The organism is Glaciecola siphonariae, assembly GCF_042652645.1.
Lineage (GTDB): Bacteria > Pseudomonadota > Gammaproteobacteria > Enterobacterales > Alteromonadaceae > Glaciecola > Glaciecola siphonariae.
Genome location: NZ_JBHSGU010000002.1, coordinates 1,182,927 through 1,207,158, shown reverse-complemented (window position 1 = coordinate 1,207,158; position 24,232 = coordinate 1,182,927). Strand labels below are relative to the sequence as shown.

Sequence of the window (24,232 nt, the reverse complement as noted above, 5' to 3'; positions counted from 1 at the left end):
TCTGTGTATTTGTTAACAGACAGGGCAAAACATTGAATAACAATAAGTGCAATGACAACTCGTCATTTGTAGCATTTTAATAGACTAAAAACGGTTGGGAATATGTCCAAAATGAGCAAGAGAACTCAAATTGCTTCTTGTGTGATCGGCGCGCTCGCGTTGTCAGCAAGCAGCATTGCATTCGCAGGCCCACTTGAAGAATTACAAAAAGAAGAACGTAAAATTCAAGTCGCTGCAGCAAAGTCACAAGAAAAAATTAACGGTTTATTTGAACAGTCTCAGGAGTTGCTCGTAGAGTATCGCGGCGTTGTAGACCAGACTGAAAACTTGAAGATTTATAACGATTATCTTGCCGGTCTAGTTGCAGACCAACAGCGCGCTATCGACTCACTTCAGCGCCAAATTGATTCTATTGAAGACACCAAACAAAAAATCGTTCCTTTAATGTACAAGATGATTGATAGCCTAGAGCAGTTTATTAAATTAGACGTGCCTATCAATCTAGACGAGCGTTTAGCCCGTGTCGAAAGACTGCGAGCGCTAATGACACGCTCTGATGTTACTGTATCTGAGCAGTTCCGCTTAGTGCTAGACGCCTATTCAATCGAAAACCAATATGGTCGTACTATCCAGTCTTACGACGGTACCATTAACGTGGGTGGCCAAGACATTTCGGTAGACTTCTTTAACTTAGGTCGTACCGCGCTTATGGCGCTTACCTTAGACCAATCAGCAGCATACGTTTGGGACAATGAAGCACGCCAATGGCAGGAACTTGGTGGTGAGTATCTTGACTCTGTAATCACAGCAGTCCGCATGGCTCAAGGCCTTGTACCAGAAGATCTTATCAAATTACCTATCAAAGCAGCGGAGTAAGGGTTAATGAAAACAACAATAAAGACACTTGTCGCATCTGCATCCATTGCTTTGGTAGCAGGTTTCGCAAATGCACAGGCACCAACTACGCTTGATGACCTTCTCAAGCAAGTGAAAAATGACCGCGTATCAGAGCAACGTTTGAACGAAGCTCGTGAACGTGAATTTTTAGACGCAAGAGCTGACAAGCAGGCGCTATTACGCCGTGCACAAGCAGCACTTAAAGCTGAAGAAGACCGTGGTGACCGATTGACCGCAGCATTCGCAAACAACGAACAGACTATTATCGATAAAACAGAAGAGCTAGACCAAGCTTCTGGTACCTTAGGTGAAATGTTTGGTGTTGTGCGTCAAGCTTCTGCAGACGCATACGGCGTGATTTCAACGTCTATCGTAAGCGCACAGTATCCTGGTCGTGAAACTTTCTTAGCGGAAATGGCGCAAGATTCAAAAGGTCTTCCTAACATCAATGAGTTAGAAGAGCTATGGTTAGCGCTTCAAACTGAAATGACTGAGTCTGGTAAAGTAGCACGCTTCACCACTGAGGTTGTTGATTTGAACGGTGGTTCTACGACGCAAGAAGTGGTCCGAATTGGTACCTTCAACCTAGTGGGCGAGGCAGGTTATTTAACGTTTAACGACGAAGATAACAAAGTGCAGCCATTAGGACGCCAGCCAGAAGGTTTCCAAGTAGCTACTACGCAGGACTTACTCAGCGCTAACAGCGGTATTGTTGCAACTTTTATCGATCCATCACGTGGCGCGATTCTTGAGTTGTTCAAGCAAAAAGCAACCATGATGGAGCGTTATCACGCAGGTGGTATCGTAGGTTACATCATTACAGGTATGCTAATTATTGGTCTACTTATCGGTTTGTTTAAAATAATCTCTCTTACTGCGGTTGCAGGCAAGATGAGAAGCCAGCTTAACAATATCGATAATCCGTCTAACAAAAACCCTCTTGGTCGCATCCTTACTGTATATCAGGCGAACAAAACGGTTGATTCAGAGAGTCTTGAGCTTAAGTTAGACGAAGCTATCTTGAAAGAATTACCGCGCATTGAAGCGGGTATCAATATTATCAAAATCTTTGCCGCGATTGCTCCGCTACTAGGTCTACTTGGTACGGTATTGGGTATGATTGCAACCTTCCAACAAATTACTTTGTTCGGTACAGGTGACCCGCGCATCATGGCTGGTTCAATCTCAATGGCACTAGTAACAACTGCGCAAGGTATTATTGCAGCGCTACCGTTAATTCTAATGCACAGCATCGTTGCTGGTCGCAGTAAGTCTATTGTTCATATCTTAGATGAGCAGACTGCCGGTATCATTGCTCAGCACGCAGAATCGGAGAAAGCATAATATGTTATACCTGATTGGATTATGGGAATCTGTCAGGGAATTTATCGCAACCGGCGGCAACGTGTTGTATTTCGTTGCCGGCGCGCTCTTTCTAATGTGGACTTTGATGATAGAGCGTTATTGGTATTTGACGTCTGTTTTTCCAGGCATCAGAAAAAAAATCATTTCTGATTGGGAAGCGAGAACAGACACTACCTCTTGGTATGCGCATAGAATTCGTGACGCATGGATTTCACAAGCCTCTGATGGATTAACAGCGCGTTTGTTAATTATTAGAACTTTAGTGGCAATGTGTCCTCTAATAGGATTATTGGGTACTGTTACCGGGATGATAGGCGTATTCGAAACGATGTCTACCCAAGGTACAGGTAACCCCAGATTGATGGCCGCAGGTATCTCTATGGCAACCATACCCACTATGGCGGGAATGGTGGCAGCGCTTTCAGGCTTATTCTTCAGTTCACGAATTGAAGCTAAAGCAAAAATGCTGAAAGAGTCGCTAATAGATAGCTTGCCGCATCATTAAAAGAGGTTGTTATGGGACGTAAAGTAAGAGAGCCGGATGAAGATGCACAAATTGACATGACGCCGATGCTAGACATCGTGTTCATCATGTTGATATTTTTCATCGTAACGACCGTGTTTGTTAAACAAGCTGGTATAGAAGTTAACAAACCGGATGGCGAAACTGCGATTCAGTACAAAAACGCTAACATCTTTATTGCAATTACTGAAGATGGTGACGTATGGATGGACCGCCGTGAGATTTCAGCCGATGCCGTTCGTGCTAACTTAGAGAAGCTGTTGCTTGAGCAACCCACTGACGTGGTTTTTATTCAAGCTGACATGAAATCTAAGCATGGCTTGGTAGTTGAAGTTATGGACCAAGTCAAAGCGGCAGGTATAGACCGAGTTGCTGTTGCAGTGAGAGGCGAATAATATGGTACGGTTTTTAATATCTATTTTATTAGGCGCAGGAGTAGCGTTTGCGCTTTTCGTTGTAATGGCAAAGCTGGTTGAAAATACAGGTGAGCCGGGCGAAAAGCCGCCACCGCCTCCGGTTATTGATATTGTGATGAATGAGCCGGACGATCAGGCGAATACTCGTGTTCGTACGCCACCACCTCCACCACCGCCACCTCAGGAACCACCCAAGGTTGAAATGGTAGAGCCTGATGCTGCGGAAGCGAATACAGATGGATTCAGCCTCAACATTCCAAACGTTGATACAGGTGGAGTGGGTGTAAGTATTGGTGGTATAGGTGACATGATGCGTGACGGTGATGCAACACCCATCGTACGTATCGACCCTAAATATCCACCTGACGCTGCTCGCGATGGTAAAGAAGGTTGGGTGCTGTTGTCATTCACTATCGATACACTTGGTGGTGTGAAAGACGTAGAAGTACTCGATGCTGACCCTAAACGTGTATTCGACCGTGAGGCCAAACGAGCGCTTCGCAAGTGGAAGTATCGTCCGAAGGTTGTAGATGGTGTTGCTCAAGAGCAGCCCGGTCTACAGGTTCGTCTAGACTTTACATTGGCAGGAAACTAATTATGAAAAACTTAAATAAGCATATTCATAAATCTGTCGCGCTATGTTCGTTACTAGTAATGAGTGCAGCACCTACTTTAGTGCAGGCACAGCAAGAAGCCGCAATAGTGTGTCCAGGCTACAAACAGCCGAAAACACAACTATTAGGCGAGCGCACGGGTAAAAAGTTGCAAACAGCATTCGAGGCGTATAATGAAGAGCGCCTTAACGATGCCGTTAGCTTGCTGAGAGAAATTGAACCGAAAGAAGAATTCGATAAAGCATCTGTTGAGCGCTTCTTAGGTCAAATTTTGGTGTCTATGGACGGTGATAATGCACCTGAAGCACTTAAGCTACTCGAGTCAGCTGCTGGACGTAAGGTATTGAACGACCGAGACCAAGCAGATTTGATGAAGCTCAATGGCGACCTTTCTTTGCAAGAAGAAAAGTACGGCAATGCGGTTAAATGGTATAACCAATGGATGGAGTTTACCTGCAAAGAAGACGCTCAAACGTACACCAAGATTGCAAAGGGTTATACCGAGCTTAAAGAGTTTGACAAGGTTGTGGAAGCTGCGAACAAGGCAATCGCCTTAGCAGATAAGCCAGACAAAAACCCTTATGCTCTCAAAGTTAATGCCTTTCATGAAACTAAGAATTATCCGGCTGCCGTGGAAACGGTTGAAACGCTAGTTGAGCTCTTCCCTGAAGAGAAGAACTGGTGGACTCAGCTAGGATTCTTCTACATGTTGGTAGAAAACTACGATAAAGCCTTGGCTACTTTCGCATTGGCGTATAAGCAAGGATATTTGAGCAAGAAGAGCGAGTACAAAGCCCTAATTCAGTTATATGCTTCAAACGACATTCCGTTTAAATCAGCGGAACTTCACGAAAAGTATATGATGGCAGGCGAGATTGAGAACGATGGTAGTTCGGTTGCATCCTTAGCAAATACGCTTCACCAAGCGAAGGAGTATAAGGAAGCTGCGAAGTTTTATGCGCAAGCCGCTAAAATGACGAAGGACCCAGAGTATTATCGTAAGCAAGGCGCTTTACTTCTTACTGCAGAAGATTATAAAGGCGCTATTACAGCCTTAAACTCGGCTCTTAATAGCAACATTGACGACAAGTCTAAGGTACACTTTTCGTTAATGGAGGCCAATTTTTACGCGGGTAATTACCGCAAGGCCTTTGAGCACGCTGAGGAAGCAAGAAAAGATGCTTCGATGCGTCGTAACGCTAGCGCTTGGATCCCTTACATTAAGGAAAAAGCGAAAAACCGAGGCATAAGACTCTAAGTCTTACATTCCTAATAAAAAAACCCGCTGAACTGCGGGTTTTTTATTTCCTACATGCAGATGACTGAACTTCAACTACTATCCCATTATCTGTACAACGAACAATAAACAACGCACAAACTGCTCCAAAATTATAAAGCAAACGTCATCACGCCTTAGTGCGCAAAAGTATGTCACATTCGTCTTTTAATCGTTGTATTAGGTTAAGCTTTTGCGCTTTGTGAATATGCTTTTGATGAAGCGTTTTTATGATTGCTGTTGTGGTATCAAGCTTAAAGGTATCGCTTACTGTAAATAATAGCGCTCTGACCAACGAAAAGGCCAGTTTGTCGTCAACAAAAAGCCTTAATTTTTTTCTTATTAAATGCCATTCATCTTCCAAATATTCTTTTGTTGCTTTTGGCGTTGTAGCAATCAAAGTCTGCGGTATCAAACGGTACAGCCTGGGGTGGTAGGCTTTGAGATAATAGATGTCGATGCTTAAATAGAACGCCGCTTGTGTTTGATGCTCTAAGAATGCAGGTGATGTTGTATGAAAAAGCAATCCGCTTAAAGTTCCGCTGCTAGTATCAATGCGCTGGCCTATTTTTACTAAGTGATAGCCATTCTTTTGCCAAAAATTGCTAAGCGATGCAGTGAGGCCATAGCTTGTCGCAATATTGTTATACTTGTTACCCTCAAGGATTTTACGAAACTGCATTAACATGGCACTTCCATGTCCTTTACCTTGCATCTGAGGGTGTACTGCGATCCGTTGAATTCGAACTATGTGCTCGCGTAAATAATCCGGTTCGTTAAGAAGTAATGCCATCGCTTGGCTGGTCATGTGTCCTTGCACTCTGCGCTGTCCTCGCGCTATGGCATGCTGCAGCGAATCGTCGTCACTATCGTTAATGCTGCTATCTGCGCAACTGTCTACAAAGCCATCCATGCTGGTACTTACGTTCGTATCTATGCTCGTGGTTGTACCCTTACCTTTAGCCTGACCTATGCAACTATCAGGTTCAAAACACTCACCACCTTCCTCAACGGCACATATAAGACCAACAACAGTGTTTTTTGTGCCGCTGTTGCTAATATATATCCATAGCATATGGTCTGCGGCATCTAAAATGCGCATCAAGTCGTTGGGTGTATTTTGATAATGGGCACTATTTAAAAGCGCATGACACTGTTCAAAAAGATGCGACTGCTCGGCAATATCTGACTTACGCAATGGTTGAAGTGTAAATTTATTCTGTTGTGTATTTACGAATGCGGATACGGTCGGTTGATATATTTGCTGCATGAGCTTTTCTAAGGGGTCGCCGTCCTGCCAGCGAAATGCTCGATGTAAAGTATACTGATACTTATGCTCAAGCGCTCGCGGTAGCCAGCGATACAACAGGCCTTTTCCACTGCCCTCGTAGCCCTCAATAGTTGTGCACAGCACGCTGTGCGCGGCTTTTTGTGTTAAGTCATCGAGAAGCTGGGGCGCTATGGCCGCGGCCTCATCAATGAGTAAAAGTGCTTTGTTGCTCAATAGGTCTATGCGTTCAGGCGCAAGCGACGATATTGTGAGGTTTTTAGCAGAATGTTTCTGAATTAGTTTTTTTAAGTGCTGAGCCTGCATGAGGGTTGGCGCACACACAAACACTTCATCATATGCTTGTTCTAGGTGCTTGTTAGTGCTGGCAGTTAAAGTCGCTGTAGCGTCCTTTTTGGCATTGGCGTTGGCACTGGCACCCGCATTTGCGGCATTGCACAGTAAAGATGCCGTCGCCCCTATGTGAGCTAGCAGCGTGGTTTTTCCTCTGCCTCTGCCGCCTGTAATGAGATGGTAACTTTTGTCAGCTTCTTCAATACGCGAAAATACGCTACGGTAAATTGAGGTCTGTTCCTCGCTGAGCTCGCTAGCCAGGCTCTCGCCGACTGAGCTCTCACCAACTGAGCTCTCGTTTAACGATTTTTTTGAATGCTGATTTGATATGTCTCCTAAAACATTGCTCGAGTCTCCATCAGTGCGACTCTTGCTTTTACCGTTTACATATTCGTTCATGTCTACGACCGGTAAAACTCGTTTTTCGCTCGTCCACCAAGCAATCGTTGGGTCATTATAAAAGTGCTTTAGTAGAAGGTCGGAGAAGTGACTAATCTGATGCCTGTCGGCATAGCTAAATCTTAAGCGAGTATGTTCGGCAAAATAGCGCGTCCATTTTGAAGGGGGAGGGCATATGAGAACTAACAATCCACCTGCTTTTACAAGTCCAGCGCTGGCGAGCATATCGTTCGGTAGCCAGCCTTTCCTGCAGTCAAGCACGACTGATGCATACTGAAAGCCCAAATGTTTACGCAGGCCGTCTGCTTGAATGTGCACTACCTCATTGTTTGATTGCTTATTTGTGATGGCGTTTGTGCGCACGGCTGACTTTTCATCATTGTGTATCCATAAAATATGCACAAATGTTTTGGCAAGGGCTGCCTCAATTTCAGTTAGATGATTCCTTATGGTATTGGTTAGGTTATTTGTTGTGTGATTTGTTCTTGTATCATCCACCTCTAAAATAAGAAGTTGCCGAGCGGCGTTTGTTAGTCTTAAGTCTGGATTGCTCGTTGCAGGGCGTGAATGTTCTGTCGTAATCTCATCAGAACGACTGGGTGATACTGCTCTGTTGTGCAGCCATCGGCGAAGTTCTTCAAACTCTCCGCAAGGCATAAAGTCGTCACTCATCAAATAAATGGGGTATGATCTGAATTAATCTAAGTATTATCTTACTATGTTAGGAGAGTAAATATGCGGTTTTTATCGCGACGTTTAGTAATGCCTCAAGACTTAAATTACGCCAATTCCTTATTTGGCGGTAGAGCCTTAGAGTGGATTGACGAAGAGGCTGCAATTTATGCAATATGCCAACTCGAGACAAACTGTTTAGTGACCAAACATATTGGTGAAATAAGCTTCGAATCGCCAGCAGCGAAAGGCGATATCGTGGAGTTTGGCTTAGAAACAAAAGCCGTCGGTCGTACTTCTATCACGGTCAGTTGTTTAGTGCGCAACAAAGCGACCAAAAAAACAATCTGCTTGGCAGATGACATAGTGTTTGTGTCTGTTGACCCTAACACTCGATTACCAAGAGCCCACGGTAAAACGGCCGACGAACTTGAGAAGCAAACGAAGGCTGAAATTACCAAGCTTAATTTGTAACAGTTGTAGCATAGGCATGTTTTGTCTGGCTAACAATTGACAAGCCACAAACGCCTGTTAGTATTACCACGCTTGAAATTACCGCCTAAATATTTATAGGCGTAATTTACAAAGTAACCAAGGGGTGCTGCACTTGATGGCAGCTGAGATTCTTACGAAAACCCTTATTTACCTGATCCGGTTAGTACCGGCGTAGGAATGGTTGACATACTTCACCTAAAACCTGCCGCAATACCGGATCTTTTCAACCAGAAGAGATCCAATATGACAATTAAACGCAATTTACGACCTTCAGCAAAAACGAGGCACTTTGCCCTCGATCCACTTTTTTGTGCACTCGCTATTTCAAGTACTTACCCTGCATTGGCGCAATCCTCGCCGGAGCAAATCGAAGAAGTGGAGCGTATAGAAGTTAGCGCGAGTTTATCCAACCGCGATTTATACTCGCTGTCCGGTAGCAATATCGTGCTCAGCGATGCTGTATTGCTCGACCGCCAAGCGCGCCATGTTCAAGATGTTCTTGCCGTCGTGCCCAATGTTAATTTCACCGCTGGCTCCAGTCGCGGTAAATTCATACAGATTCGTGGCATCGGGGAGCGAAGCCAGTTTTCGGAGCCAGTTAACCCTTCAATTGGTTTATTGCTAGACGACATAGATATTTCTGGCCTTGGAAGCCTGGCAACGCTCTATGACTTACGTCAGCTTGAGGTCTTATCTGGGCCGCAATCAGTTGCGGTAGGAGTAAACAGCCTAGGTGGCGTCGTTAAGCTATTAAGCACGCCCGCTGAAGAACAAAACAGCGGTCGATTTTCTGCCAGCATCGCTCAAAATAACGCTTATCAGTTAGGTGGTGCCTATGGCGCAAGCTTGAGTGATGGGTTGTCTATTAGAGCAAGCGCGCAGCTAAATAAAGATGATGGGGATGTGTACAACGCGTTTTTAGACAGAGACGATACAAATAACATTGATGAAACCACTGCAACGTTTTTTATCAACAAAACATTCAAAGATAGTCAGCAGTTAGGATTAAACCTCTATTATTTTAATATCGACAATGGTTACGATGCGTTCTCGTTAGATAACGATCAAGTCACGCAATCAGATGAGCCCGGTTTTGACCGCTCAGATGCCGTTGCCGGCAGTATTAAATATCAACACGGCTTTGACAATAGCTTGGCAAAAGTGGTGTTGACCTACTTAGATGGTGAGTTTGACTATGGCTACGATGAAGACTGGACTTATCCGGCGTTTCACCCATTTACCTACAGCTCATTTGACCGCTATCTTCGTGATGTAAAGCGCAGCAGCATTGAGTTTACACTCTCAAGCCGCGATACCGGCTTACTCAACGACGCTTCTTGGGTCTTTGGCTTAAATTGGCGTGATGCGACGGAAGATTTATTGCGTGAATACACCTTTAATAGCGGTGACTTTGTCAGCCAATATAAGCCTCAATCTGCATCAGCATTTGGTCAATATAGCTTCGCGCTCTCACAAAAGCTACAGCTCACACTTGCATCTAGATTGGAGCGCTTTAGAGCAGATTACGACGATTCTGACGGTTTTGATGAATCGCTTGACGATACCCTTGTAGCGGGGTCGATATCTCTAGACTATCGCTTAGATGACAGCCCAGACTCAGGCTTGTCAAGGGGGAGTATTGTTTATGCTAGCTTGTCTCGCGGCTATAAGGCCGGTGGGTTTAACTTTGACCAGCGTCTAAGCGCTAACAACCGTACCTTTGCGCCTGAATATAATTGGAATATTGAAACGGGCATAAAAGGCACCTTAGTAGAGGGGCTGGCTAATTATCAGCTAAGTGCGTTCTATATGCGACGACAAGATGCGCAGGTGAGTGACTTTGCCACCTTTGAGAATGTTTTAGAGGATGGGTCGGTGGTGACTGCATTTGCCGATGCTATCCGCAATACCGACACGGGTGTAAATAAAGGTATAGAGCTCACGAGCGCATGGCAGCTTAGCGACAACTGGCAAATAAACGCAAATGTTGGGTATTTAGATGCGACGTTCGGTGACTACACGCGCATAGATGGCAGTTTTGTGCCAAAACAAGATCAGGCACAAGCTCCGAGCTACACTTTCTATTTGTCGTCAGAATGGGTATTGTCTGATAGCTGGCGTTATTTTGTGGATGTGGATGCAAAAGACGAGTTTAGATTTTCAGATGGCCATGATGAACGCTCACCCTCAACGGTGGTAATAAACACTCATCTTTCGTGGCAACATGAGCACCATGAAGTACGTCTTTGGGTTAAAAACCTAAGCGATGAGCTAATTTATACCCGAGGCTTTGGCGGGTTTAGCAATGACCCGCGTGATGAATATGCGTTTGTTGAGCCCTATTTTCAGTTTGGTCAGCCGCGTCAGGTGGGCGTATCATACGAATATCAATTTTAGGGAGACAGCATGCGTTTAGTAGTAGAAATTTCGTTATACCCGCTTAATCAGGCCTATTTAAAGCCTATTCAGAGTTTCATAGAGCGTTTAAACGGGTATGAAGACTTATATGTGAAAACGTCGGCAACCAGCACTGTCGTCGCCGGCGACAATGTGCGTTTGATGCAAATCCTGCAAGAAGAAATGCAAGTTACGCATGAAGAGGTAGGGCAGGCGATTTTTGTATGTAAGTTTTTAAATGGTACAAATATGGAACTCGATTAATGGAAACAATACAGGCAATTGTGACCGAGCAATGGCAACAGCAAAGTGTGTTTGAGATTTTTGCGGTTATTTTATCGATTGCCTATGTATGGCTGGCCGCTGAAGAGTCTATCTGGTGCTGGCCAGCCGCTTTTATCTCCACAAGCTTGTTTGTTTTTGTGTTTTGGGATGTTTCACTGCTTTTCCAGCTCATGCTTAATCTTTATTACTTAGTCATGGCCGTCGTAGGCTTTATGCACTGGCGGCGTTCCAATGACGAGGGTTTTGTCGCGCTGACAATGCCCTTTAAATTGCATGCCACTATTTTGGGTGCTGGGTTATTGTTAACCTTTGCGGTTACTTTCCTTACTAAAAAATTAGCCGGCCAGTGGTTTGGATATGAGTACCTGTATCTAGATGCGGGTATTACTATGTTCTCACTGCTAGCGACCTACCTCACCGTGAAAAAGTATCTACAGTCGTGGATGTATTGGAGCATTATTAATTTCTTGAGTATTTATCTATTCGTTGCAAATGGGCTCTACCTAACGGTAATACTCATGCTGATTTATATTGCCATTGCAATGCGAGGGTATATAAATTGGTCTCAAGACATCGCTCCCGACGATACTCCTTATCCACTCAATAGCAAATAGCATAACTTCATGCAGTTTTATCATTTATTGCAGTATTGTGTTGGGCAGGTTGGTAGCGGCTCTCAGGTCAAGCTCGAAAAAATAAACATGGGCGCTATCAATCAGAATTATTGTCTGGTAATAGACGACCGCAAATATTTAGTGAAGCACTTTGTGGGTAATAAGTGGCTACCGATAAAGCGCGAAATCCAATATGACTTGCAGACTAGGTTAGCAAACGTTGGTATGGCAGTTCGTCCTTTGCATCTATCGAGCAAACAAGATGTTTATATCGAGCAATGGATTGAGCACAGCACTTTGAGTGCTGAGCATGCAGATGATGGGTCTGAGCCCTTGACCAGACATGCCGAAATTGATTTGCTCGCAAGCACATTGATTGACGTGCATGCATGTACCATAAGCGCTGAGACATTGTCTTTGCCGATGCAGTGGAAGCATTACTTAAAATACATGCACGACCCCGAGCGTAAATGGCGAAATAAATCGCGAGAATATGCAAAGCTATGGCACGACTACGAGCAACGCTATCAAAACGACTTCACTTTATGTCATAACGACTTGCATATTAGTCATGTTGGCTTTCTCAATTCGGGTAAACATATTATTTTTGATTGGGAGTATGGCGCATTCGGCTGTCGGTTTTTTGACCTTATAGCCTGTATCTTAGCCAATCAGTTTGAGCCTGAAAATGCGAATAATCTCATTCGCCGATATATTGAGCTGTCGGATTATCATAGAGAAGAGGTCTTACAGCGTGTACGTTATTTACAGCCCATGGTGATATTTACCTATCAGCTTTGGTGGCAAGCAAACGAATATCAAACGCAAAAGCGCAACAAAGTGACAAAATAAAGACTTTATTTATTTAGCCTGCTCGCTATAATGCACGAGATTTCTAGGGGTGTAGTTCGAATTGGTAGAACAGCGGTCTCCAAAACCGATGGTTGGGGGTTCGAGTCCCTCCACCCCTGCCACTTTCTTCAAGCGTTTCAAAGGCAACTAGATGGCGATTGCAAGAGCGCAAGCTGCAGCACTACAGGCAATGGGAATTGATATTTACTATGCCTATCAAGAGGAAAGTGAGCGCCCTGCGCTGGCCCAAAAACCTTGGTTTGAGAGTTTAATTGAACTGTTAGGTATCACCGAGCACGATTGTCAGTTTAGCGACTCTCTGCCAATATCTTTCGACCCCATCAACAAGAAACTTGTATTGCCCTTTACTATCGAAAATGAAGACGCGGTACTCAAACGCGAGATATGGCAACACATACAAGCCGACGTACCTCAATAAGCCATTATTTAACGATGTTTGTTAATAATGATGTGCATATTGAACAAGCCTATCAGCTGTTTTCTCAGTTTCGCAGCAAGCCATGGTCACTCGAATTGTTTCAACAAGCTCTACAGCAGCCGTTTTCAATGCTTCAGGTAAGCGAAGGTGAGGTCTCAGCGGTGCTGCTAGTATCGAATGTGCTTGATGAAGCTGAAATAGAGGATATTTGTGTGAACCCAAAGCATCAGCGTCAAGGCTTAGCGCGTTATCTGCTGAGTGAGTGCCTTACTATTTTGCGAACCAAGGGCTATAAAAAAATACACCTTGAGGTGAGGCAAAGTAATGTTGCTGCGATAAGACTGTATGAAAGCATGGGCTTTGCTTTACAAGGAACGCGCAAGCATTATTACGATACTGACGATGGGCAAAAGGAGTCGGCCTTGCTTTATCGTTTGGATATACGCATGGCCCACACATAAGTGCGCCACATGTATGTTGTGTGATTTGACGCTCATTATGTAGATGATGCAGATGATGCAGATGATGCAGGCCTCATCATTAACCCTACCGCTAACATAATTAAGCCTAAACCAGCACCATGGTATACCGTAAATGGTTCGCCCAACCACGTAACAGCAAAAACTGAGGTGATCGCAGGACCGCTTGTACCCACAATGCTGGTGCGCTCTGGGCCGATTTTATGAATTGCTTCAGCAACTAAAAGTGAGGGGATGACCGTACAGAAAAACGCGATGGCAGCGCAGACCAAGTAAGCCTCTTTACTCACAAGCAATCCAGAGCCTTTGATGCTGCCAATGTTAGTGCTTTGACTAACAAAAAAGAAAACAAGTATAACGATGCTTGCGGCAACCATTGCCATGCTAGTAAAGACCTGACTGCCAATTTTACTCATAATGGGTTTGCTCCACAGCACGTAAATGGCAAAAGCAATGGCGCTTAAAAATACCAATGCGGTGCCCTTAGCTACCTCTGTGCCGAGTACGCTTAAGTCATGACCAAATATGAGGAGAATGCCGGCGTAGGACATGCCCAGTAAGAGCCATATGTTTTTAGGTAAACGAGTTTTAAAAAAGAAATATGACATTAGTACGACGATAGTGGGGAAGCAAAACAGCACGACTCGCTCTAGCTGGGCGCTGATATACTGTAAGCCCAATAAATCGAGATAACTGGCAACAAAGTAGCCAAGCACGCCCAGTGCCGCCACTGGCAACATATATTGAACATATAGATGCCGAATATGTGCATTACGAAAGCTGTAATAAAGAATTACGCCGATGTAAAAAGGGATGGCAAACAACATACGTAAGGTGATGAGCTGCTCACTTGATACGCCCATTGCATACGCATGCTTTATTAAAATTGGCTTGAGCGAGAACATAAACGTGCCCGCAAGGGCCAGTAAAATACCGGGTACTAATGATTCATGTGCTAAGGGTGGCTTCATATTTTATGAATGTTGGTGCCCAGTCTTGGATTTTACGTTAGCTTATTGCAGGCAAGGATAGCGCGTTGCGCAAATTTGTACACTGCACCATAGAGTATTTTGTGTTTGCCGGTGTTAGAAAGACTGAAAGAAGTGCTGAGTGTTTGATTTATAGTGCTTCGTTATTTTGCTAGAATACTGCACAAATTTTCAATGCTTTGATATGAGGCTTTGCCGGCGATAGGCCGTTGCAGTCTGCTTGAACGTCGAGGCTTAGCGTTAACTTTATGTTTTTGTACACATTGTTGTGCAAAACGGGAATTTAGATACATGGCAAACGCCGATCTTCTTAATGAAATCAATAAGCGAAGAACTTTCGCTATCATCTCTCACCCCGATGCGGGTAAAACAACCATCACTGAAAAGGTACTCCTATTCGGAAACGCCTTGCAAGTAGCCGGTACCGTGAAAGGAAAAAAATCGGGACAGCACGCAAAGTCAGACTGGATGGAAATGGAAAAAGAGCGCGGTATTTCAGTAACCACCTCTGTAATGCAATTTCCCTACGCCGATCATCTTGTTAACTTGTTAGACACCCCAGGACACGAGGATTTCTCGGAAGATACTTATCGGACGCTTACTGCGGTGGATTCTTGTTTAATGGTTATTGATGCTGCGAAGGGTGTTGAGGATAGAACCATTAAACTAATGGAAGTCACGCGTTTGCGCGATACGCCTATTATCACGTTTATGAACAAGCTTGACCGTGACACCAGAGACCCAATTGACCTACTCGATGAAGTTGAAGATGTTCTTAAAATTAAATGTGCGCCTATTACTTGGCCCATCGGTATGGGTAAAGAATTCAAGGGTGTTTATCATATTCTGCGTGACGAAACTACGCTCTACAAGAGTGGTCAAGGACACACAATTCAGCAAAAACGCGTGATTAAGGGCATTGATAATCCAGAGCTAGATGCAGCGATTGGCAATTATGCTGACGAACTCAGAGAGATGCTCGAACTAGTACGCGGTGCTTCGCACGAATTTGATCTTGAGGCCTTTTTAAAAGGTGAGCTTACGCCTGTATTTTTTGGTACGGCACTGGGTAATTTTGGCGTAGACCATATGCTAGATGGTTTGGTTCAGTGGGCTCCTAAACCGCAGGGTCGTGCGACCGACACTGAGGATTTTGTGCCGGCAGAGTCGAAAGGTTTTTCTGGCTTCGTATTTAAAATTCAGGCGAATATGGACCCAAAACATCGTGACCGCATCGCGTTTTGCCGCATTGTGTCGGGTAAATATGAAAAGGGCATGAAAATGCGCCATACCCGCATTGGCAAAGATGTAAGAATATCTGATGCGCTTACCTTTTTAGCCGGCGACAGGGCACTGCTAGAGGAGGCCTACGCAGGAGACATTATTGGCTTGCACAATCACGGCTCTATGCGCATCGGCGATACCTTTACGCAAGGCGGCGATTATCGTTTTACCGGTATACCTAACTTTGCACCAGAGCTGTTTAAGCGTATTCGCCTGCGCGACCCACTCAAACAAAAGCAGCTTTTAAAAGGCTTAATACAGCTGTCTGAAGAGGGCGCGGTGCAGGTGTTTCGACCCTTAATCAACAATGACTTAATTGTGGGCGCTGTGGGCGTGCTGCAGTTTGACGTGGTGGTTGCGCGTTTAAAAGCGGAGTACAACGTAGACGCCATGTATGAGCACATCAATGTGGCTACCGCGCGCTGGGTATATGGCGATCCCCGAAAGGTCGACGAGTTCACGCGTAAAGCAGAGCAAAACCTTGCTTATGACGGTGCCGACAATCTGACCTATATCGCACCGACCATGGTTAATCTATCGCTGTCTCAAGAGCGATATCCAGACATTACTTTTGCCGCCACACGCGAGCAATAGCCGCTACAAAAGAGAGTTTTCATGTTAATACAAGCGATTTTAGCCGAACGATTTAAGCAAGCCGTAGCGTCTTTAGGTGTGGTTGATGCCCCTATTCCTATCAGTAAAAGTACGCGCCCTGAATTTGGAGAGTATCAGTTTAATGGCGCAATGGCGCTAGCAAAGGCCTTAAAGAAAAAGCCCAGAGATATTGCACAAGACATTGTAGAGGCGGTAGATGTAAGTGACATTGCCAGCAAACTAGAGATAGCTGGCCCTGGCTTTATCAATGTTCATTTGTCTGATGTTTGGCTTGCCGAGCATATAGACGCCACACAAAAAGACGCCCGCTTGGGCGTGGCTCAACTGCAAGCGCAAAAAATAGTGGTGGATTATTCGTCTCCGAACTTGGCTAAAGAGATGCATGTGGGGCACCTACGCAGCACCATTATCGGCGACGCTGTGGTAAAAGTGCTTGAGTTTTTAGGACATGATGTTATTCGCCAAAACCATATGGGCGATTGGGGCACGCAGTTTGGTATGCTGCTGGCACATTTGTCTGACAAACTCGGCGAAAGCCAAGCAAGCACTGCACTATCAGATTTAGAAGATTTTTACCGTGAGGCAAAGGTACGCTTTGACACCGAAGACGGATTTGCCGACAGAGCGCGAGAGTACGTGGTAAAACTACAGAGCGGCGACCCACAGTGTTTAGCTTTGTGGGAAGAGTTTATTGATGTGTCTATTTCGCATAGTGAAGAGGTTTACCAGAAGCTTAACGTATCGCTGACGCGTAAAGATGTAATGGGCGAGAGCGCATATAATCCAGACTTACCTGTACTGGTTAAGGATTTGCTCGACCGTGAAATTGCGGTTGTGGATCAAGGCGCGACCCTGGTCTTTTTACCCGAAATGGCTGATAAAGAAGGAAAGCCTGCGGTATATATTATTCAAAAGTCGGGCGGTGGATTTTTATATGCAACCACCGACCTAGCGGCTATACGTTATCGCTGTCAAAAGCTCAAAGCTCAGCGCACCTTAATATTCACAGATGCGCGTCAGGCGCTGCATTTTAAGCAAACCGAATTGGTAGCGCGCAAAGCTAACTATATGGAGCAAGGTCATCATTATCAGCACTGTCCGTTTGGCATGATGTTGGGTAAGGACTCAAAGCCCTTTAAAACCCGCACCGGCGGTACAATCAAGTTAGCTGACCTGCTTGACGAGGCGGTTCAGCGCGCGGCTGATTTACTCAGTAAACGTGATGTAAAAGACCTAGAAAACGATAATACGCACATTGCTCAAACAGTTGGCATTGGTGCAGTTAAATACGCAGATCTGAGTAAAAATCGTACAACCGACTACATTTTTGATTGGGATACGATGCTTAGTTTTGAAGGCAATACCGCGCCATACTTGCAATATGCATATACCCGCATCCGCAGTATCTTTCGTAAGGCCGATATTGACATGCTCGCTCAAAATGCCCCTGTAGTGCTGACAAACGCGTCTGAAAAAGCCCTTGCTGTGAAGCTCTTGCAGTTTGAAGACACGCTGCACAGCGCAGCTAATGAAGCGGCGCCTCATCTGTTGTGCACGTATTTATACGAGTTGGCTAGCTTATTTATGACATTTTATGAGGCAAGCCCAATATTAAAAGACGGCATAAACAAAGACACCAAAGGAAGTCGCCTAAGCCTTGCGGCTCTTAGCGCCCGCACTATAAAACAAAGCCTCGATATGCTGGGTATCGATACTCTTGAGCATATGTAAGCAAGCATTTGTAGGAGAAGATATAAAAAGCACCCCATCAATCAAGTGCAGGCCTTAAAGCTTGCACGCACTGATTGTTAAAAAATGAACGTCTTTTGTTTGCATGCGTAAGAAGTAACGACCATATAATCACATCGCATACAATAAGGAATATTCATGAGCAAAATCCTCGCTTTTGCCGGCTCAGGCAGAAAACATTCATACAACTTTGCGGCGGTAAAGAAGGCTGCAGAGGGCGCAACTCAAGCAGGTTGTGACGTTACGGTAGTTGATATGTCTGAATATGCTGACATTCCAATCTTTACCGAAGATTTAGAGGCCGAGCACGGCATGCCAGAAAAGGCTAAGGCCCTCAAAGAGCTATTAAAAAGTCATGATGCCTTTTTAATAGCCAGCCCAGAATATAACAGCGGCTATAGCGCCTTGTTTAAGAATGCGATTGATTGGGCCTCGCGCAAAGAAGAAGGTGAAAAACCTCTTGAGGCGTTTAAAGGTAAGTTTGCAGCATTGATTGCGGCCTCACCAGGTGGTTTAGGCGGCATCAGGGTGTTGGTTCCGGTGCGTTTATTACTAAGCAATATCGGCGTAAACGTGCTGGGCGATCAATTAGCTATAAGTAACGTAGGTAATTTGGTTAACGATGAGCATCAAATCAGTGATGAAGTCACGGTCAAAAAGTTGCACAACATCGGTAAGCAGCTTGCGTCAATGCTTAAATAAGCCCAACTTATTGAAAACAAACCTTAAATAACAAAACGGGGCATATAATTTTGGCTACTTGTGCCAATCTGCACTGGCCCCGTTTTTCAAACGCCAGTTCATGTTTAGCTGAGCTTATAAACTTTCAGGCCGATAGCGTGCCGCGCTAATAATAGACCACAGATGAAAGATAACGCCCAGCGGCCAAAATACAATGGCTAATACGACTGTTGCCGCTAGCGCATAACAGCAGGCAGTGATCACAAAAAACGCCAAGGCTGCTAGAATACGCCCCTGTACCAATTGCCCTAAACCGGGGAAAAATATATTACAAATCGCCGCAATCACATTGCCGCCGGAACCTTGTCCTGCCATTCGTCGTCTCCTTTACAGTATCAACGTCTACTTTCTTAATGATTATCTAAACATATGGGATATAACACTTTTTAACAAGTGTAAAAGCGTAACAGGATATGAATATCTTAACGTAAGCGCACGAGAGTATTTGACGAAGCTCTGTCAAATGTTGGTATCTTTCGGTAAACTTAGGCGCAATTTTTATCCTCTTACAAGAAAGCCAATAAATATGTTCGAAGTGAATCCCGTCTATAACGCCATTGCTGATATTCGTGAGCGCACCACGTCGCTTAGGGGGTATCTTTGACTACGATGTCAAAGTAGAGCGTTTAGAAGAAGTAAGTCGAGAGCTAGAAGACGCTAAAGTTTGGGATAATCCTGACTACGCGCAAGCACTCGGCAAAGAAAAGGTGGCGCTTGAACAAGTTGTTGAGACAATCGTCGAGCTTGAAAAAGGCACTGAAGATGTTGAAGGCCTAGTTGAACTCGCCCTTGAGGCAGAAGATGAAGAAACCTTCAATGAAGCGCAAAGTGAGCTTGAAACACTTATCGCGTCCTTAGAAAAACTTGAGTTTAGACGCATGTTTTCAGGCCCTAACGATGCTAATGACGGATATATTGATATTCAGTCTGGCTCTGGCGGCACCGAAGCGCAGGACTGGGCTAATATGTTGCTTAGAATGTATTTGCGTTGGGGTGAGGATAACGGATTTAAGACAGAGCTAATTGAGGTATCTGATGGCGATGTGGCCGGCATAAAAAGTGCGACCATTAAGTTTACCGGTGAGTATGCATTTGGCTGGCTTCGCACCGAAACCGGTGTACACCGTTTAGTGCGAAAATCACCTTTTGATTCTGGCAATCGCAGACATACTTCATTTGCCTCAGCCTTTGCCTACCCTGAGGTAAACGACGACATTGAAATAGAGATAAACCCTGCCGATTTACGTATTGACACCTACCGAGCATCTGGCGCAGGCGGACAGCATGTTAACCGAACAGATTCCGCAATTCGTATTACTCACGTGCCTACAAACACGGTGGTGCAATGTCAAAACGATCGCTCGCAGCACAAAAACCGCGATCAGGCTATGAAGCAGCTTAAAGCAAAGCTCTATGAGCTTGAGCTGCAGAAGCAAAATGCAGAAAAACAGGTGTTAGAAGACAATAAATCTGATATCGGGTGGGGCAGTCAAATTCGTTCATACGTACTCGACGACTCGCGCATTAAAGACCTGCGTACTGGCGTTGAAACCCGCAATACGCAAGCGGTGCTCGACGGCGATTTAAACAAATTTATTATAGCCAGCTTAAAGTCTGGGCTATAAGTCAATATTCACTTAGTAATTTTACTCATTAGGAAGATTCATGACCGAGCAAGCGCAAGACGAAAACAAATTAATTGCAGAGCGACGAGCTAAGCTTGACGATATAAGAAGTCGCTGCGATTCAAATGGTTTTCCGAATCAATTTAGACGCGAACATTACGCACAAGACGTACAGAACGAGTTTGGTGAATTTGATAAAGAAACCCTAGCGCAAAACAATCATCAAATATGTTTAGCGGGGCGTATCATGGCTAAACGGGGCCCGTTTATGCTGCTGCAAGATATGACTGGGCGCATACAGGCCTATGCCGATAAGACCGTGCAAAAAGCGCTTAAAGAGCAATATGGTAGTTTGGATATTGGCGATATTATTGGCGTAAAGGGCCAGCTTCATAAATCGGGCAAAGGCGACTTATACGTCAATATGGAGAGCTATCAGTTACTCACAAAGGCGCTGAGACCATTGCCCGAAAAGTTTCACGGCTTGGCCGACCAAGAAACAAAATATCGACAGCGTTATGTTGATTTGATTACTAATCCTGATACGCGCCGCACGTTTCAAATCCGCTCGCAGGTAGTGAATGGTATCCGTCAATTTTTAACCCAGCGTCGATTTATTGAAGTTGAAACGCCTATGCTGCAGGTTATCCCCGGCGGCGCAACTGCAAAACCTTTTGTGACCCACCACAATGCACTCGATATTGATATGTATTTGCGCATTGCGCCAGAGTTATATCTAAAGCGCCTTGTGGTAGGCGGGCTTGAGCGCGTTTTTGAAATAAACCGTAACTTTAGAAATGAAGGTTTATCAACACGTCATAATCCTGAGTTTACGATGCTAGAGTTTTATCAAGCCTATGCTGATTACAAGGACTTGATGAACTTAACCGAAGAGATGCTGCGTGAGGTCGCTCAAAGTGTTCTGGGCACCACGCAAGTAAAAAATACGCAGAAAAACGCCGATGGTGAAGTCGTCAGTGAAACAGTATATGACTTTGGTCAGCCCTTCGCTCGCTTGACTATGAGCGAGGCCATTATCAAATATTGGCCCGAGGCAAACCAGCAAGCAATCAACGACCCTGAAAACCATTTACCAGAGCTAAAAGCAATGGCTAAGCAACTGCATATCAAAGAGCCAGAGGTAGACGGCATTTGGGGTGCGGGTAAATATTTATGCGAAATTTTTGAGGCAACGGCTGAAGAGAAGCTCGACCAACCCACCTTTATCACCGCCTACCCTTGGGAGGTATCACCTTTGGCGCGCCGTAACGACGAAAATGCCTTTGTTACCGACCGCTTTGAGTTTTTTGTGGGCGGACGCGAGTTGGCAAATGGGTTTTCAGAGCTCAACGACCCAGAAGACCAAGCCGCTCGCTTTAAAAAGCAAGTTGAAGAAAAAGACGCGGGCGATGACGAGGCCATGCACTTTGATGAAGATTATATTACTGCACTTGAGTATGGTCTTGCACCAACCGCCGGCGAGGGAATTGGTATAGACAGACTGGTAATGTTGTTTTCAGACAGCCCGACGATAAAAGACGTAATCCTGTTTCCTCACATGCGTCCGCTGGCGCCGTCAAAGCAAGATGAAAAGGTGTAGAGCCGATTTAAGAGCATAGTTAAGCGTTTAAATAAGCGCTGATTTCTGCCTGTAAGTCATCAAAGAGGCTTTGCATAAACGGCACTTGAATATTTTCTTGTGCCGCTTTTTGTAGAAGACTAGAGAGTATACCGTCTAACTCACTTGGTCGCTGATGCGTAATATCTTGATACATTGATGAGTAATTTTCGGCGGTCAAAGCTATGACTTCATCGATATAGGCGTTCAACTCGCTGATATTTAATCCAAGGTTCAAATGCGTATATATCGCAAACACTTCTTGCTTTAGTCCATTTAGTAACTCAGGGTAGTTACGTATTTCGCCATTTTTACACCGATATCTAGCGCTAATAGGGTTAATAACGGCGTTAACCGCCAGTTTTCGATATACATATTGCGCAATGTTGGCCTTCCAATGAGCATTGGGGTGCGCCGCTATAAGCCCGTGCATTGCGGATGGCATCTGTTGATAGTGTGCCTGTGCGCCAACATTCTCAGTGCTTAAGTTGCCTGATTCGCTCACGAGCGAGTAACCAATCAGTAGTTCACCTCTTGCGTTTACCTTAATACATGATGCACCTGTCTTTACAACGGCATCTGTCGTGATGCCAACAAAGCGTGGGTTGCGCGCTAGGTATTTGCCAATCAGTTCATCTCCTCCAACGCCATTTTGCAAAAGCAAAAGCGGGAGACGCTGAGGAAGTAAATGTGCTATATCCGCTAGAAGAGGCGCAAGTTGGTAGTGTTTTACGGGCACTATCAGTAAATCAAAACGGTCAAAATCTTCTGTAGTAAGCGTTTTTAACACGCGCTGGGCAGTGGCAATAGTCTCGCTTTTTCCATCTGGCGTTAATACCGTAAATGTTTGTTGGCTATCGTCTCGCGTTAGCACAGTGCAATCATGCCCTGACTTGCACAGCAAATGCGTTAAGCTAAGCCCAATCGCACCGCAGCCAATCACGCCAATGTGCTTGCGCTCACTCTTGGGATTCATAGAGGCGGCCATGGCATTATCCAAGGCTGTTGCCATTGCGCTGGCAGTTCAAAATCGTGCAATAACGCACCGTGTTTACTTAAATGAATCACTTCAATGGGCTGTTGTTCATACATGAATCGCAGAGCGTAGCTACATAAATACATTCTGTCTGCATCACTGCCTCCATAGCGCTCATCGCCCAAAATAGCCGCGCCCTGTGATTTAAGCGCAACTCGAATTTGATGAGTTTTGCCGGTGTGCGGTTTTAGCAAAAACGCTCTTATGCCAGGACTATGTGAGCACGAATAAAACTGAGTGATAGCTGGATTTTTTAACGACGTGCTCAGCTTGTATGAACCACCGCGGGCTTTTTGCATATCGCCCTTTACAAGTCCTTGCTTCTTCTTTGGCTTATTGTCACTCAAGGCAATGTAGTACTTTTCTATTCGTCGTTGTGCAAATAGTTCGCTGAGCGCGCTGGCGCTGTTCTTGTGTTTGGCAACGATCAGCAAACCGCTTGTTGCGGTGTCTAATCGGTGGACTAAATGCCATTGATGATTTGGGTCTTGCTGTGTAAGCACAGAAGTAATGCCCTGCTGTGCATCGTGCATAGGCACGCCTACAGGTTTGTCTACAACAATAAAATCAGAATGCTCAAATACCACCGGTACTGAGCCAGGTATAGGTAGCGTCACATTTCAGCCAAGGGAAGGGTTGACGTTTTACTGTTGAGCATTGCTTATTGGGAGTTAAGCATTGAAGCAGCTTGCTCGTATTGTAGCTGCTCTATGAGGTCAACAATCTGTGTTTTGTCAGCATCACTCATATTCAAAGAACCCATTAAATCGCGCAAAAGTGAATCATCAATAAACTCGTGGCGCTCTAGCAGCTCCAATAGTTTTTGTTTAGCGTCATCGACATGCTTATGTTGTTTTGCCGTGTCGCTTTGCCCACTGTCGTTTTTACTTGCTGAAATAAGCTCATCGATACGTTCGCAGGTAGCTTGCGTAATGGACTCAAACTCAGCAATTGTATCGTCGCTTGCAATGGCTTGTTTGAGCTGTGCGTCGAGGGTTTTACTGCATTCGAACAAGGCGAGTAAACCTAAATTACCGGTGATCCCTTTGGTGGTGTGCACCTTCATTTTGGCTTGGTCAAAATTACCCTCTTGCATTTGTTGCTTCACATACTGCGGTGCCTCTCTGAATTCGCCTTTGAACTTACCCAGCATTTTATTCAATAGTTCTGCATTTCCGCCTAATTGGCTCAGGCCAAAATCATAGTCTACGAGGGGCTTTGTTTCTGACAC

General features: G+C 44.9%; 24 protein-coding genes, 1 tRNA gene and 1 riboswitch. Of the genes, 19 read left to right on the top strand and 6 right to left on the bottom strand.

Features of this window, described 5'->3' with window-relative positions; all coding sequences use genetic code 11:
• Window positions 1-111: 111 nt before the first annotated feature.
• The 6 genes from ACFO4O_RS06755 to ACFO4O_RS06730 are packed head-to-tail and all read left to right on the top strand — an operon-like array spanning window position 112 to window position 5,073.
• A complete protein-coding gene (locus ACFO4O_RS06755; RefSeq protein ID WP_382406761.1) occupies window positions 112-876 on the top strand; it encodes a DUF3450 domain-containing protein in 765 nt (254 codons plus the stop codon).
• Window positions 877-882: 6 nt separating this feature from the next.
• Entirely contained in the window at window positions 883-2,241 is a 1,359-nt protein-coding gene (locus ACFO4O_RS06750; protein ID WP_382406759.1) for a MotA/TolQ/ExbB proton channel family protein, read from the top strand.
• Between the two features lies 1 nt (window position 2,242).
• Window positions 2,243-2,767 carry a MotA/TolQ/ExbB proton channel family protein gene (locus ACFO4O_RS06745; RefSeq protein WP_382406757.1) on the top strand — a complete coding sequence of 175 codons (525 nt, stop codon included), beginning with the start codon at window positions 2,243-2,245 and terminating at the stop codon, window positions 2,765-2,767.
• A gap of 11 nt (window positions 2,768-2,778) precedes the next feature.
• Window positions 2,779-3,180, top strand: a complete 402-nt coding sequence (locus ACFO4O_RS06740) for an ExbD/TolR family protein (RefSeq protein ID WP_382406755.1) — start codon at window positions 2,779-2,781, stop codon at window positions 3,178-3,180.
• Window position 3,181: 1 nt separating this feature from the next.
• Window positions 3,182-3,796 (top strand): energy transducer TonB, encoded by a 615-nt coding sequence (locus ACFO4O_RS06735; RefSeq protein WP_382406753.1) that lies wholly within the window; start codon window positions 3,182-3,184, stop codon window positions 3,794-3,796.
• Between the two features lie 2 nt (window positions 3,797-3,798).
• Window positions 3,799-5,073, top strand: coding sequence for a tetratricopeptide repeat protein (locus tag ACFO4O_RS06730; protein WP_382406751.1), 1,275 nt, complete (start codon window positions 3,799-3,801; stop codon window positions 5,071-5,073).
• 148 nt (window positions 5,074-5,221) lie between these two features.
• Here ACFO4O_RS06730 and ACFO4O_RS06725 read toward each other — a convergent pair whose 3' ends face one another.
• On the bottom strand, window positions 5,222-7,783 hold the full coding sequence (locus ACFO4O_RS06725; protein WP_382406749.1) for a tRNA(Met) cytidine acetyltransferase TmcA domain-containing protein: 2,562 nt from the start codon (window positions 7,781-7,783) through the stop codon (window positions 5,222-5,224).
• 63 nt (window positions 7,784-7,846) lie between these two features.
• Here ACFO4O_RS06725 and ACFO4O_RS06720 point away from each other — a divergent pair, with 63 nt between their 5' ends.
• The 8 genes from ACFO4O_RS06720 (at window position 7,847) to rimI (ending at window position 13,326) form a co-directional block, all read left to right on the top strand.
• Window positions 7,847-8,257 (top strand): acyl-CoA thioesterase, encoded by a 411-nt coding sequence (locus tag ACFO4O_RS06720; RefSeq protein WP_382406747.1) that lies wholly within the window; start codon window positions 7,847-7,849, stop codon window positions 8,255-8,257.
• 110 nt (window positions 8,258-8,367) lie between these two features.
• A riboswitch (TPP riboswitch) is annotated at window positions 8,368-8,473 on the top strand.
• A gap of 48 nt (window positions 8,474-8,521) precedes the next feature.
• Entirely contained in the window at window positions 8,522-10,675 is a 2,154-nt protein-coding gene (locus tag ACFO4O_RS06715) for a TonB-dependent receptor (RefSeq protein ID WP_382406745.1), read from the top strand.
• Window positions 10,676-10,684: 9 nt separating this feature from the next.
• On the top strand, window positions 10,685-10,939 hold the full coding sequence (locus ACFO4O_RS06710) for a hypothetical protein (RefSeq protein WP_382406743.1): 255 nt from the start codon (window positions 10,685-10,687) through the stop codon (window positions 10,937-10,939).
• Window positions 10,939-11,574, top strand: a complete 636-nt coding sequence (gene pnuC / locus ACFO4O_RS06705) for a nicotinamide riboside transporter PnuC (RefSeq protein ID WP_382406741.1) — start codon at window positions 10,939-10,941, stop codon at window positions 11,572-11,574. Before ACFO4O_RS06710 ends, pnuC begins: the two co-directional genes overlap by 1 nt.
• Before the next feature lie 9 nt (window positions 11,575-11,583).
• Entirely contained in the window at window positions 11,584-12,426 is an 843-nt protein-coding gene (locus tag ACFO4O_RS06700) for a phosphotransferase (protein ID WP_382406739.1), read from the top strand.
• Window positions 12,427-12,471: 45 nt separating this feature from the next.
• Window positions 12,472-12,548: transfer RNA gene (locus tag ACFO4O_RS06695), tRNA-Trp, on the top strand.
• Window positions 12,549-12,577: 29 nt separating this feature from the next.
• On the top strand, window positions 12,578-12,865 hold the full coding sequence (locus ACFO4O_RS06690; protein WP_382406737.1) for a hypothetical protein: 288 nt from the start codon (window positions 12,578-12,580) through the stop codon (window positions 12,863-12,865).
• Complete coding sequence (gene rimI, locus ACFO4O_RS06685) at window positions 12,832-13,326, top strand: ribosomal protein S18-alanine N-acetyltransferase (protein ID WP_382406735.1); 495 nt, start codon at window positions 12,832-12,834, stop codon at window positions 13,324-13,326. The genes ACFO4O_RS06690 and rimI overlap by 34 nt, the downstream gene beginning before the upstream one ends.
• 35 nt (window positions 13,327-13,361) lie before the next feature.
• On the opposite strand, the gene ACFO4O_RS06680 is transcribed toward rimI, so the two are convergent.
• A complete protein-coding gene (locus tag ACFO4O_RS06680) occupies window positions 13,362-14,315 on the bottom strand; it encodes a DMT family transporter (RefSeq protein ID WP_382406733.1) in 954 nt (317 codons plus the stop codon).
• Window positions 14,316-14,624: 309 nt separating this feature from the next.
• On the opposite strand from ACFO4O_RS06680, the gene prfC reads away from it, so the two are divergent.
• The 3 genes from prfC (at window position 14,625) to ACFO4O_RS06665 (ending at window position 18,683) form a co-directional block, all read left to right on the top strand.
• The gene (prfC, locus tag ACFO4O_RS06675; protein WP_382406731.1) at window positions 14,625-16,211 is read left to right on the top strand and encodes a peptide chain release factor 3; all 1,587 of its coding nucleotides are present in this window, start codon (window positions 14,625-14,627) and stop codon (window positions 16,209-16,211) included.
• 21 nt (window positions 16,212-16,232) lie between these two features.
• A complete protein-coding gene (gene argS, locus ACFO4O_RS06670) occupies window positions 16,233-17,963 on the top strand; it encodes an arginine--tRNA ligase (RefSeq protein WP_382406729.1) in 1,731 nt (576 codons plus the stop codon).
• Between the two features lie 156 nt (window positions 17,964-18,119).
• Window positions 18,120-18,683: an NADPH-dependent FMN reductase gene (locus ACFO4O_RS06665; RefSeq protein WP_382406727.1), complete on the top strand. Its 564-nt coding sequence runs from the start codon at window positions 18,120-18,122 to the stop codon at window positions 18,681-18,683.
• A gap of 114 nt (window positions 18,684-18,797) precedes the next feature.
• On the opposite strand, the gene ACFO4O_RS06660 is transcribed toward ACFO4O_RS06665, so the two are convergent.
• A complete protein-coding gene (locus ACFO4O_RS06660) occupies window positions 18,798-19,037 on the bottom strand; it encodes a hypothetical protein (RefSeq protein ID WP_382406726.1) in 240 nt (79 codons plus the stop codon).
• A gap of 211 nt (window positions 19,038-19,248) precedes the next feature.
• Between ACFO4O_RS06660 and prfB the strand changes: the two genes are divergently transcribed.
• Both prfB and lysS read left to right on the top strand, forming a co-directional pair.
• A protein-coding gene (prfB, locus tag ACFO4O_RS06655; protein ID WP_382406724.1) for a peptide chain release factor 2 occupies window positions 19,249-20,347 on the top strand; the annotation gives its coding sequence in 2 pieces (ribosomal slippage) (window positions 19,249-19,323 and window positions 19,325-20,347; 1,098 coding nt in all).
• 40 nt (window positions 20,348-20,387) lie between these two features.
• Window positions 20,388-21,947 carry a lysine--tRNA ligase gene (lysS, locus tag ACFO4O_RS06650; protein WP_382406722.1) on the top strand — a complete coding sequence of 520 codons (1,560 nt, stop codon included), beginning with the start codon at window positions 20,388-20,390 and terminating at the stop codon, window positions 21,945-21,947.
• A 19-nt stretch (window positions 21,948-21,966) separates the two neighbouring features.
• On the opposite strand, the gene ACFO4O_RS06645 is transcribed toward lysS, so the two are convergent.
• Genes ACFO4O_RS06645 through ACFO4O_RS06635 form a run of 3 tightly spaced genes read right to left on the bottom strand, consistent with a single transcriptional unit; the run spans window position 21,967 to window position 24,232 of the window.
• Window positions 21,967-22,953 carry a ketopantoate reductase family protein gene (locus ACFO4O_RS06645; protein WP_382406720.1) on the bottom strand — a complete coding sequence of 329 codons (987 nt, stop codon included), beginning with the start codon at window positions 22,951-22,953 and terminating at the stop codon, window positions 21,967-21,969.
• Complete coding sequence (locus tag ACFO4O_RS06640; RefSeq protein WP_382406718.1) at window positions 22,938-23,618, bottom strand: TIGR01621 family pseudouridine synthase; 681 nt, start codon at window positions 23,616-23,618, stop codon at window positions 22,938-22,940. The genes ACFO4O_RS06645 and ACFO4O_RS06640 overlap by 16 nt, the downstream gene beginning before the upstream one ends.
• Window positions 23,619-23,662: 44 nt before the next feature.
• Window positions 23,663-24,232: a hypothetical protein gene (locus ACFO4O_RS06635; protein ID WP_382406716.1), complete on the bottom strand. Its 570-nt coding sequence runs from the start codon at window positions 24,230-24,232 to the stop codon at window positions 23,663-23,665.

Coding starts and splice junctions, on each gene's coding strand:
- ACFO4O_RS06755 (WP_382406761.1), top strand. CDS start 112: ATGAGCAAGAGAACTCAAATTGCTTCTTGTGTGATCGGCGCGCTCGCG.
- ACFO4O_RS06750 (WP_382406759.1), top strand. CDS start 883: ATGAAAACAACAATAAAGACACTTGTCGCATCTGCATCCATTGCTTTG.
- ACFO4O_RS06745 (WP_382406757.1), top strand. CDS start 2,243: ATGTTATACCTGATTGGATTATGGGAATCTGTCAGGGAATTTATCGCA.
- ACFO4O_RS06740 (WP_382406755.1), top strand. CDS start 2,779: ATGGGACGTAAAGTAAGAGAGCCGGATGAAGATGCACAAATTGACATG.
- ACFO4O_RS06735 (WP_382406753.1), top strand. CDS start 3,182: ATGGTACGGTTTTTAATATCTATTTTATTAGGCGCAGGAGTAGCGTTT.
- ACFO4O_RS06730 (WP_382406751.1), top strand. CDS start 3,799: ATGAAAAACTTAAATAAGCATATTCATAAATCTGTCGCGCTATGTTCG.
- ACFO4O_RS06725 (WP_382406749.1), bottom strand. CDS start 7,783: ATGAGTGACGACTTTATGCCTTGCGGAGAGTTTGAAGAACTTCGCCGA.
- ACFO4O_RS06720 (WP_382406747.1), top strand. CDS start 7,847: ATGCGGTTTTTATCGCGACGTTTAGTAATGCCTCAAGACTTAAATTAC.
- ACFO4O_RS06715 (WP_382406745.1), top strand. CDS start 8,522: ATGACAATTAAACGCAATTTACGACCTTCAGCAAAAACGAGGCACTTT.
- ACFO4O_RS06710 (WP_382406743.1), top strand. CDS start 10,685: ATGCGTTTAGTAGTAGAAATTTCGTTATACCCGCTTAATCAGGCCTAT.
- pnuC (WP_382406741.1), top strand. CDS start 10,939: ATGGAAACAATACAGGCAATTGTGACCGAGCAATGGCAACAGCAAAGT.
- ACFO4O_RS06700 (WP_382406739.1), top strand. CDS start 11,584: ATGCAGTTTTATCATTTATTGCAGTATTGTGTTGGGCAGGTTGGTAGC.
- ACFO4O_RS06690 (WP_382406737.1), top strand. CDS start 12,578: ATGGCGATTGCAAGAGCGCAAGCTGCAGCACTACAGGCAATGGGAATT.
- rimI (WP_382406735.1), top strand. CDS start 12,832: ATGGCAACACATACAAGCCGACGTACCTCAATAAGCCATTATTTAACG.
- ACFO4O_RS06680 (WP_382406733.1), bottom strand. CDS start 14,315: ATGAAGCCACCCTTAGCACATGAATCATTAGTACCCGGTATTTTACTG.
- prfC (WP_382406731.1), top strand. CDS start 14,625: ATGGCAAACGCCGATCTTCTTAATGAAATCAATAAGCGAAGAACTTTC.
- argS (WP_382406729.1), top strand. CDS start 16,233: ATGTTAATACAAGCGATTTTAGCCGAACGATTTAAGCAAGCCGTAGCG.
- ACFO4O_RS06665 (WP_382406727.1), top strand. CDS start 18,120: ATGAGCAAAATCCTCGCTTTTGCCGGCTCAGGCAGAAAACATTCATAC.
- ACFO4O_RS06660 (WP_382406726.1), bottom strand. CDS start 19,037: ATGGCAGGACAAGGTTCCGGCGGCAATGTGATTGCGGCGATTTGTAAT.
- lysS (WP_382406722.1), top strand. CDS start 20,388: ATGACCGAGCAAGCGCAAGACGAAAACAAATTAATTGCAGAGCGACGA.
- ACFO4O_RS06645 (WP_382406720.1), bottom strand. CDS start 22,953: ATGGCCGCCTCTATGAATCCCAAGAGTGAGCGCAAGCACATTGGCGTG.